This is a genomic window from Euryhalocaulis sp. (assembly GCF_013911995.1).
Taxonomy (GTDB): domain Bacteria; phylum Pseudomonadota; class Alphaproteobacteria; order Caulobacterales; family Maricaulaceae; genus Euryhalocaulis; species Euryhalocaulis caribicus.
On sequence record NZ_JACESD010000033.1, the window covers coordinates 23,124 to 32,586 of the forward strand.

General features: G+C 63.6%; 9 protein-coding genes and 2 tRNA genes. 7 read left to right on the forward strand and 4 right to left on the reverse strand.

Annotation, left to right across the window (positions count from 1 at the left end; translation table 11 throughout):
* Positions 1-121 precede the first annotated feature (121 nt).
* On the reverse strand, positions 122-1,486 hold the full coding sequence (locus H2040_RS09675; protein WP_287157084.1) for a calcium-binding protein: 1,365 nt from the start codon (positions 1,484-1,486) through the stop codon (positions 122-124).
* 177 nt (positions 1,487-1,663) lie between these two features.
* Positions 1,664-3,028, reverse strand: coding sequence for a calcium-binding protein (locus tag H2040_RS09680; protein WP_287157085.1), 1,365 nt, complete (start codon positions 3,026-3,028; stop codon positions 1,664-1,666).
* 306 nt (positions 3,029-3,334) lie between these two features.
* On the opposite strand from H2040_RS09680, the gene H2040_RS09685 reads away from it, so the two are divergent.
* A complete protein-coding gene (locus H2040_RS09685) occupies positions 3,335-3,796 on the forward strand; it encodes a YybH family protein (protein WP_287157086.1) in 462 nt (153 codons plus the stop codon).
* 61 nt (positions 3,797-3,857) lie between these two features.
* Here H2040_RS09685 and H2040_RS09690 read toward each other — a convergent pair.
* Positions 3,858-3,933, reverse strand: a tRNA-Asn gene (locus H2040_RS09690).
* A 301-nt stretch (positions 3,934-4,234) separates the two neighbouring features.
* Here H2040_RS09690 and H2040_RS09695 point away from each other — a divergent pair.
* Both H2040_RS09695 and H2040_RS09700 read left to right on the forward strand, forming a co-directional pair.
* Positions 4,235-4,579, forward strand: a complete 345-nt coding sequence (locus H2040_RS09695; protein WP_287157087.1) for an Mpo1-like protein — start codon at positions 4,235-4,237, stop codon at positions 4,577-4,579.
* On the forward strand, positions 4,576-5,448 hold the full coding sequence (locus H2040_RS09700) for an MBL fold metallo-hydrolase (protein WP_287157088.1): 873 nt from the start codon (positions 4,576-4,578) through the stop codon (positions 5,446-5,448). Before H2040_RS09695 ends, H2040_RS09700 begins: the two co-directional genes overlap by 4 nt.
* Before the next feature lie 14 nt (positions 5,449-5,462).
* Here H2040_RS09700 and H2040_RS09705 read toward each other — a convergent pair.
* Positions 5,463-5,536: transfer RNA gene (locus H2040_RS09705), tRNA-Cys, on the reverse strand.
* A gap of 174 nt (positions 5,537-5,710) precedes the next feature.
* Here H2040_RS09705 and H2040_RS09710 point away from each other — a divergent pair.
* The 4 genes from H2040_RS09710 to H2040_RS09725 all read left to right on the forward strand — a co-directional run.
* Positions 5,711-6,346 (forward strand): protein-L-isoaspartate O-methyltransferase family protein, encoded by a 636-nt coding sequence (locus H2040_RS09710; RefSeq protein WP_287157089.1) that lies wholly within the window; start codon positions 5,711-5,713, stop codon positions 6,344-6,346.
* A gap of 84 nt (positions 6,347-6,430) precedes the next feature.
* Complete coding sequence (locus H2040_RS09715; protein ID WP_287157090.1) at positions 6,431-7,783, forward strand: TolC family outer membrane protein; 1,353 nt, start codon at positions 6,431-6,433, stop codon at positions 7,781-7,783.
* A 66-nt stretch (positions 7,784-7,849) separates the two neighbouring features.
* A complete protein-coding gene (locus tag H2040_RS09720; protein WP_287157091.1) occupies positions 7,850-8,446 on the forward strand; it encodes a DUF2497 domain-containing protein in 597 nt (198 codons plus the stop codon).
* 117 nt (positions 8,447-8,563) lie between these two features.
* Positions 8,564-9,463: class I tRNA ligase family protein (locus tag H2040_RS09725; RefSeq protein ID WP_287157092.1), on the forward strand; the 900-nt coding region annotated here is incomplete at its 3' end.

Consider the following 9,463-nt stretch of genomic DNA (forward strand, 5'->3'; position numbering starts at 1 on the left):
CTTTTAACAGCTCAATATTATGCTGAAACGCGAACATGCGCCACTACAAAAATTAATGAGACATAAAAGAAGGGCCCTCCAGCTGGAGGGCCCTTCCAAAAGTTCCGTAAGATGCGGGGGCTTACAGAACGATATTACCGGCCAGGATGATTTCACCCGTGCCGCCGATCGTCAGGTCGGCGATGCCGTCGCCATTCGTGTCGCCGAAGATGGTCCAGGTGGACACGCCGGTGACAGAGATGACCAACTCACCCGCGGAGGACGCGCCGCCCGCGGTGAAGGCCGTGACGATTGTGAAAGCCTGATCGCCCGCGGTGAAGTCGTCAGCGTCGATCGCGGAAAGATCGATCGTGTCCTCATCTTCGTCAAAACCGGTAATCAGGTCCGCGGCGGTGAGAACGGGGCCGTTTGATTCAGCCGCGCTGAGATAGACAAAGGTGTCGGCGTCATCGCCGCCATTCATCACGTCCCGGCCCATGCCGCCATAAAGACGGTCATTGCCGGCGCCGCCAAACAGGTTGTCCCGGACCCCTGTGCCGCCGAACAGAACGTCATTGCCGGTCTGCCCGTACAGGCTGTCGAAACCGGAGCCGCCAAACAGCGAGTCATCTCCAGCGCCGCCATACAGGTCGTCATTGGTGGTATTGCCGTAAAGCAGGTCGTCGCCGCCCTGGCCAAAGATCGTATCGAAGCCGGAGCCGCCAAACACTGTATCAGCGCCGCCGCCGGCATAGATCAGGTCGGAGCCGGTCAGGCCATAGATCAGATCGTTGCCGCCGCCGCCGAACACGGTGTCGGAACCGGTGGCGCCGACCAGAAGGTCGTTGCCCAGGCCGCCATAGATGACGTCGGAGCCGGACACGCCGTAGAAGATGTCATCGCCGGTGTTGCCGAAGAAGAAGTCGTTGCCGGAAGAACCGATGAAGACTTCAACGTCGAAGAACGCGATGCGGCCGCCGATCGTCGGGGTCGCCGTCGCGGAGCCATTGGCGTTGATCACGAAGACATAGCCGCCCGTCGCGGACAGCGAGAAGTTTGCCGTGTCCACGCCGTCGCCGCCGAACACGATGTCCGCGCCGTCGCCGCCAACGAACAGGAAGGTGTCGTTGCCGCCGTCGCCTAGCAGACGGTCAGAGGCCGCGCCACCATAGATGAAGTCAGCGCCGCCGCCGCCAAAGATGATGTCGGCGCCCGCGCCGCCATACAGCGTGTCGGAACCCGCGCCGCCATTGATGTAGTCACGGCCCGAACCGCCGCCGATGAAATCGGAGCCGTCTTCGCCCCACAGCAGGTCGCCAGCAGCGCCGCCATAGATGGAGTCGTTGCCGTCGCCGCCATAGATGTTGTCGGCGCCAGCCTGACCGTAGATCAGGTCAGAGCCGCCATTGCCGAAGATTTCGTCCGGGCCGGAGCCGCCATAGATGACGTCCGGGTTGGAGGTGCCTTGAATCCGGTCAATGCCGGTTGTGCCAGGAATGAGCGCCACTTGAGAATCCCCTTTGCATATTTGGAAAGTCGCTTCTTGCGAATTCCATTACGCCTAGTTTCGGGATTGCGCCAGCAAATAAATCGAAAGCTGATCAAAATAAATTTTTCAGAGGCAGAAAAAGAAAGGGCCCTTCCGAAGAAGGGCCCTTCCAAAAGTTCCGTAAGATGCGGGGGCTTACAGAACGATGTTGCCGGCGGTGATGATCTCACCGGAGCCGCCGATCGTCAGGTCGGCAATGCCGTCGCCATTCGTGTCGCCGAAGATCGTCCAGGTGGACGCGCCGGTGACAGAGATGACCAGCTCGCCGGACGTGCCGGTGAAGGCCGTCACGACGGTGAAGGCCTGATCGCCTGACGTGTTGTCGTCGGCGTCGATCGCGGACAGGTCGACCGTGTCTTCATCTTCGTCGAACGCGCTGATCAGGTCAGCGGACACCAGGACCGGGCCATTGGATTCGGCCGCGGAGGTGTAGACGAAGGTGTCGGCGTCATCGCCGCCGGTCAGCAGGTCAGCGCCCAGACCGCCATAGATGACGTCGTTGCCAGCGCCGCCATTGATGGCGTCGCCGCCGGCGCCGCCGAACAGCGTGTCAGCGCCGGATTGACCCGGGGCGCCGTCGCCGAAGATGCTGTCAGCGCCGGAGCCGCCATAGATGACGTCGTTGCCGGTGTTGCCGGCCAGGTTGTCAGAGCCGGAGCCGCCATACAGCACGTCGTTGCCGCCATTGCCGTAAACGGTGTCGCCGCCGGTGCCGCCAAAGACGGTGTCGTTGCCGCCGCCGCCATAGATCAGGTCGGAGCCTGACAGGCCGTACAGCACGTCATTGCCGCCATTGCCGTTGATCGTGTCGGAGCCGGTCGCGCCGACCAGAAGGTCGTTGCCGCCGCCGCCATAGATCGTGTCGGAGCCCGCAATGCCGTAGAACGTGTCGTCGCCGGTGTTGCCGAAGAAGAAGTCGTTGCCCGTTGAGCCGGCAATGATTTCAACATCGAACATCGCGATGCGGCCGCCCAGGGACGGGGTCGCGGTCGCGGAGCCATTGGCGTTGATCACGAAGACATAGCCGCCGGAGGTGGAGCCGGCGAAGGTCGCCAGGTCCGTGCCGTCGCCGCCGAACACGATGTCCGCGCCGTCCGCGCCATTGAACACGAAGGTGTCATTGCCAGCTTCGCCGAGCAGACGGTCGGAGGCGTTGCCGCCCACGATCACGTCATCGCCGGCCGAGCCGAAGATGATATCCGCGCCATTGCCGCCGACCAGCGTGTCGGTGCCCGCGCCGCCATCGATGAAGTCACGGCCAGCGCCGCCATAGATCACGTCGGAACCGCTTTGACCCCACAGCAGGTCGCCAGCGCCGCCACCATAGATGGTGTCGTTGCCTTCGCCGCCATAGATGTTGTCAGCGCCGGACTGACCATAGATCAGGTCCGCGCCGCCATTGCCGAAGATTTCGTCAGGACCGGAGCCGCCATAAATGACGTCCGGGTTTGCTGTGCCTTGGATCCGGTCGATACCGGTTGTGCCAGGAATAAGCGCCATGCTTTCGCCTCTTAAGTGATTGATCTGCAAAAAGCCCTCTTAGGGGGCTAAAATATCGAAAAAGTTAAATCAACCGCACCGCCTGCGTATGCCGGCAGCCCTGTCCGTCCCTGTCCCTTACAGTGGCGCAAAAGCAGGCAGATTGCGGATTTTACAGTTAAAAACACACATCGGGACGGCGTGGCGAAACCGGTAAGAAATGTTCATTCCGTTAAATCTGGGACAGGGATGGAGAATCGATGCGCGGCAATCGCTTTCCCGGCCTAGAATAGGGGCAGGAACGATCAGGGCGGGGAGCCAGGCAGGATGAAGATTTCAGGAATGATTGCGATGGCGCTGGCGCTTTCAGGGGCGTCAGCCGCGCTTGGGGCGAACGCGCCGGGCCTTATGGAAACGGACAAGGCGTTCTCTGACCGCGCGCAGACGGCGGGACTGGCCGCGGCCTTTGAAGAATACGCCGCCCCGGACGCCGAAATCCTCCGCGAGAGCCTTTGGGAGCCGATTACCGGACCGGAGGCGATCGGCGAATCCTTTGCGGGCGCCGGGGAGGGCGTCTCGCTGGTCTGGGAGCCGGCGCGCGCTGAAGTATCGGAAAGCGGCGATCTGGGCTTCACCTGGGGCCGCTGGACCCTGAGCATGCCGCAGGCAGACGAAGAGCCGCGCATTGTCCGCGGCAAATATATATCGGTCTGGCGGCGGCAGCCCGATGGCGCGTGGAAATATGTTCTGGACGGCGGCCACACGACCACGGCTTCTCCGCCGGAATAGGGCGCGCTTCAGACAAGAAAAAAGCCGGCCCCGCAATGGCGGCGGCCGGCTTTTCCCTGAATGGCTCCCCGGGCCGGACTCGAACCAGCGACCCAGTGATTAACAGTCACTTGCTCTACCAACTGAGCTACCGGGGATCAGAAGCCCTGTATCCGCGTATCTCTCGCGGAAGGCGCGCCTCATAGCAAGGGGCGCGCGCCGGGTGCAAGGCCCTTCTCGCAGCAAAGCGCTGAGAAAAAGAAGGGAGCCGGTTTCTCACTGGCTCCCTGTTAGGCGTATGGGTGAATGGTGGGGTGTCTTCAAGAGAAGACGATCCCGTTTATGACGAATTATGCTTAACGAAAGGTTAACGCGGCGCGCGCCCATCTGGCCGCGCCTATGGAGGACGGGGCGGAGAGTGGTTATCTTCCCTTCGCTATCGACGAAAAGCGAGGCCCCATGTCCGAACGCTACCAGACCTATCGCGATTTCTGGCCGCATTATCTGCGGGAGCACGCGCGTCCCGAAACGCGGGTTCTGCACTATGCCGGATCGGTCCTCGCCATCGGCCTGCTGCTGCTGGCCCTGGCGACGCGCACCTGGTGGGCGCTGATTCTGGTTCCCGTTTCGGGGTATTTCTTCGCCTGGATCAGTCACGCCTTCATAGAGCGCAACAAACCGGCGACCTTCACGCACCCGCTCTGGTCGCTGATCAGCGACTACCGGATGCTCTGGGTGCGCATCACGGGCTCTCTGGATGATGAGCTGGCGAGGGCCGGCGTAAGCGGGGAGGGCCGCGCGTGACCGCCGCGCCTTGCGTTGAATCTTTTTACCACGCGGACTCGGGCACATTCGCCTATGTCGTCTCCGATCCCGGCTCCCAGACGGCGGCCGTGATCGATGCGGTGCTGGATTTCGACACGGTGACCGGCCGCACCTGCACGAATTTCGCGGATCGCATCTGCGACTGGGTGGAACAGCAGGGCCTGACGGTCGAATGGATTCTGGAAACCCATGTCCATGCTGATCACATCTCCGGCGCGCCGGCGGTCAGGAAGCGGCTGGGCGGCAAGATCGCCGTCGGCCGGCGGATCGATGAAGTCCGCGCCGCGTTCCGTGACGCCTTCGGCTACGAAAAGATCGTGCTGCCGGGGCGCGAGGGCTTCGATCATTTTTTCGCGGATGGCGAGACATTCGCCCTTGGGGGACTCGAGGCGCGCTATATCGCCACGCCCGGCCACACTCCGGCTTGCGGAACCTATGTGATCGGGGACGCCGCCTTTGTCGGCGACACCATCTTCCAGCCGGACATGGGCACGGCGCGCTGTGATTTTCCGGGCGGGGACGCGCGCACGCTGTACCGCTCGATTCGCAAGCTGCTGGATACGCTTCCCGCCGAGACCCGGATTTTCGTCTGTCATGATTATGGCGCCGCCGCGAACCGCGACCCCCGCGCGGAGACTTCGGTGGCCGAGGAGCGGCGGAAGAATATTCACGCCCGTGACGGGGTGAGCGAGGACGAGTTCGTGGAAATGCGGGAGGCGCGCGACGCCACGCTGGGTCTGCCCCGGCTGATGCTGCCATCGGTGCAGCTGAATGTGCGCGGCGGTCAGCCGCCGGAGCCGGATGAGACCGGCGTGCGCCGAATCACGATTCCGCTGGACTATTTCTGAGTGCGGGAAGGGGATGGAGGCGCCGCCCGGAATCGAACCGGGGTGCAAGGATTTGCAGTCCTCTGCGTCACCACTCCGCCACGGCGCCCCTGTCGCATGTGGTGTGAAGGCGACACGCTATAGCCAAGCGCGGCGCCCCGCGCAATGAGGCGCCGCGCATGCGTTGCGGTTGGATGCAGCGGCGGGATATAAGCCGCCGCGAGAACAGTATTGGAATGCGGACAGGCAGAGACGAAAAAAGCGGATGACAGATTACTCAGCCATGCGGCGCCATATGGTCGAAGGCCAGGTGCGGACCAGCGACGTCACGATGGGCGGCCTCGTTCAGGCGATGCGGGACATCCCGCGCGAGCTGTTCCTGCCCAAGGCCAAACGGGCGCAAGCCTATTCGGATTCCCATGTGGAGCTGACCGAGGGCCGCTGGCTGCTGCGGCCGCGCGATTTCGCGAAATTGCTTCAGGCCATGGAGCCGCGCAAGACAGATATTGCGCTCAATCTGGCCTCTGGCCGGGGCTATAGCTGCGCCGTGCTGGCCAGCCTCGTGGAAACGGTCGTGGGCGTGGAGCCCGATACGGCGATGCTGGAGAAATCCAGCGCCAGTCTGGATCATATCGGCGCCGACAACGCCGTGGTGATTGAAGGCGACATCAAGAACGGCGCGCCGGACCAGGGGCCGTTCGACCTGATTCTGGTCGACGGGGCGGTCGCCGCGCCGTCGCGTTCCTGGTTCGACCAGCTCTCTGACGGGGGGCGTCTGGGCGTGTTCGAAATGGTCAACGGGGCGGGCCGCGCGGTTCTGTATCGCCGCGATGGCGGCGCCGTGGGCCGGCGCGAGCTGTTCGATGCGCAACCGCCGCTTCTGCCCGGATTCGAGCCGGAACCCTCGTTCGTTTTCTGATTTCGATTGACCGGCGCGCTTGCCGGACTGGCCCGGGACTTGTACGCAGCCCGCGGGCCAAGGGGATTTTTGGGAGGAAACTCGGTGAAGCTACGCGCCGCCGCCATATCACTGGCCTGCGTTTTCGCGGTCTCTCCGGCCAGCGCCGACGAGCTTCGCGAAGTGCTGGCGCACGCCTATTCCAGCAATCCGAGCATTCTGGCGGCGCGCGCCAATCTGCGCATCGTCAACGAGAATTACGCGCAGGCGCGCTCCAACAAGATGCCGCAGGTTTCGGCCAGCGCCTCCTACGGATACCGCAAGACCAACGAGTCCGGTTCGATCTTCGCTTCCGATGACGAGCTGGAGCCGACCGTTGCCCAGTTGAATTTTGGCCAGCCGCTTTATACGGGCGGCCGCGCCCCGGCCTCCATGCGTCAGGCGAAGGCTTCCATCCAGTCGGCGCGCTACAGCCTCTACGCCGAAACCCAGGACGTGATTTTCAATGGCGTCCGGGCCTACACCACGGTCATGACCAGCGCGGAAGTGGTCGAGATCCGCCGCGAGAGCGTGCGCGCGCTGGCCGCCCAGGTGGACGACACGGAGGCGCGCTTCGACGTGGGGGAGGTCACCCGCACCGATGTCGCGCAGGCGCGGTCCCGCTACTCCATCGCCCGCGCCAATCTTTCCAGCGCCCAGGCGGATTTCCAGGCCGCCCGCGCCAGCTATGAAAACGTGTTCGGTTTCCCGCCCATGTCGCTGGAGCCGCTGCCCGAATTGCCGCCCATGCCGGAGAGCGAGGATCAGGCGCAGCAGACGGCGATCGCCTGGAACCCCGAGCTGGTCTCGATCCGCTATGTCGAGGAAGCCTCCGTGCACGGCGTTGACGTGGCGCGCTCGGACATCAAGCCCCGCATCACCCTCAACGGCACGCTCAGCCGCCGCGAAAACCTGAACTTCGCCGGCGACGAGGAAGAAGCCGCCTCTCTGACGGCCCGGCTGGAGATCCCGATTTTTTCCGGCGGTTTCGAGCGGTCCCAGATCCGCGCCGCCAAGTATCAGGTCAATCGCGACCGCCTCCGCGTGAAGCGGGGCGAGCGCATCATTCTGGAGGAAGTGACCTCCGCCTGGAGCCAGTGGCGCGCCGCGCGCGATATCGTGGTGACCAGCGAGGACGCCACCGCCGCCGCCGAAGAGGCGCTGGAAGGCATTCAGGAGGAAGTCGATTACGGCCTCCGCTCCACGTTTGAAGTGCTGGATACCGAACTTCAGTTGCGCAACGCCCAGATCCGTCTGGCTCAGGCGCGCCAGCAGCAATATGTCGCCGCCCACCGGCTGCTTTCCGCCATGGGCCTGCTGACTGCGGATTATCTTGAACTGCCGATTGCCGAATTCGACCCCGACGCGGATTTCAACGACACGAAACGCCGTCTGGTCTCGACGTCAATCGAACCGTAAGGCTTTGCTGGACATAAAGGCGAACCCGCCATTAGCCTGTAAACATAGAACGAATCGGGGATAGCCATGGCCGAGGCTGAAAAAGAACCCACGATGGAGGAAATCCTGTCCTCCATTCGCCGGATCATTTCTGAGGACGACGAGGATGGCGCGCAGGCGGCGGAAGAGCCGCAGGCCGAAGCCGCCCCTGCGCCCGAACCCGAGCCTGAGCCCGAAGAAGCTGAGGACGAGGACGTTCTGGAGCTGACCGAACCGGTCGAGGACGAGCCCGAAGCGGCGGCCCCGCCGCCCGAGCCGGAATCCGAGCCCGAGCCGGAGCCGCGTCCGATGGAAGACGTCGTCGCGATGGACCCCGAGCCCGAACCGCGCTCCGAGATTCGCCATGAGCCGGAGCCGCAGCCTCAACCGGCCGCGGCGCGCGAATGGGCGGAAGACGCCCCGTCCGCCAGCGGTCTTGTTGGTGATGGCGCGGCGACGGCCTCCGCCGGCGCGTTCGCCAGGCTCAGCGCGGGCCTGCGCATGGGCGATGACGACCAGACGCTGGAAGCGCTGGTGCGCGAACTTCTCAAGCCCATGCTCAAAAGCTGGCTGGACGAGAACCTGCCCCGCATTGTCGAGGCGAAGGTCGAGGAAGAAATCGAGCGCATCGCCCGCCGGCGGTAATTTCCGCGCGATTTCAGGCTTACCCGAATGCTTGGCCTGTGGCGCGGGGCGTTGCTATAGCCCCGCGAACCCTTTTTCATGTCGCCTTCAGGCGCAATTTCCGGTCATCAGAGGCCCATGCTCGACAAGACTTTCGATCCGCAGGCGGCGGAAAGCCGCTGGTACGATGAGTGGGAGGACTCCGGCGCCTTCCAGCCCAAGGACGATCCCGATGCGGAAACCTTCTGCATCGTCATCCCGCCGCCCAACGTCACCGGCTCTCTGCATATCGGGCACGCCCTGAACAACACGCTTCAGGATTCGCTGGTCCGCTATCAGCGCATGCTTGGCAAGCGCGTCCTCTGGCAGCCGGGCACCGACCACGCCGGCATCGCCACCCAGATGGTGGTGGAGCGTCAGCTCGCGGCCGAGGGCAATATTTCCCGCCGCGACATGGGCCGCGAAGCCTTCATTGAGCGCGTCTGGAAATGGAAGGGCCAGTCCGGCGGCTCCATCCTTCGCCAGCTGCGCCGCCTCGGCGCGTCCTGCGACTGGAGCCGCGAACGATTCACGCTGGACGAGGGGCTTTCCGCCGCCGTCCTGAAAGTGTTCGTGGAACTGCACGAACAGGGCCTGATCTACCGCGACAAGCGGCTGGTGAACTGGGATCCGCACTTCCAGACCGCCATCTCCGACCTCGAAGTCGAGAACAAGGAAATCGACGGCCATTTCTGGCATTTCGCCTATCCGCTGGCTGATGGCTCGACCTATGAATTCCCCATCGCCCATGACGAGGACGGCAAGCCGACCGAGTGGGAGACGCGCGACTATATCCTGGTCGCCACCACGCGCCCCGAGACCATGCTGGGCGATACCGGCGTCGCCGTTCACCCGGATGACGAGCGCTACAAGGATCTGGTCGGCAAAAAGGTGCGCCTGCCGATCGCGGATGTCGAAATTCCCATCGTCACGGACGAACACGCGGACCCGGAGCAGGGCGCCGGCGCGGTGAAAATCACCCCGGCCCATGACTTCAAC

Coding starts and splice junctions, on each gene's coding strand:
- H2040_RS09680 (WP_287157085.1), bottom strand. CDS start 3,028: ATGGCGCTTATTCCTGGCACAACCGGTATCGACCGGATCCAAGGCACA.
- H2040_RS09685 (WP_287157086.1), top strand. CDS start 3,335: ATGAAGATTTCAGGAATGATTGCGATGGCGCTGGCGCTTTCAGGGGCG.
- H2040_RS09695 (WP_287157087.1), top strand. CDS start 4,235: ATGTCCGAACGCTACCAGACCTATCGCGATTTCTGGCCGCATTATCTG.
- H2040_RS09710 (WP_287157089.1), top strand. CDS start 5,711: ATGCGGCGCCATATGGTCGAAGGCCAGGTGCGGACCAGCGACGTCACG.
- H2040_RS09720 (WP_287157091.1), top strand. CDS start 7,850: ATGGCCGAGGCTGAAAAAGAACCCACGATGGAGGAAATCCTGTCCTCC.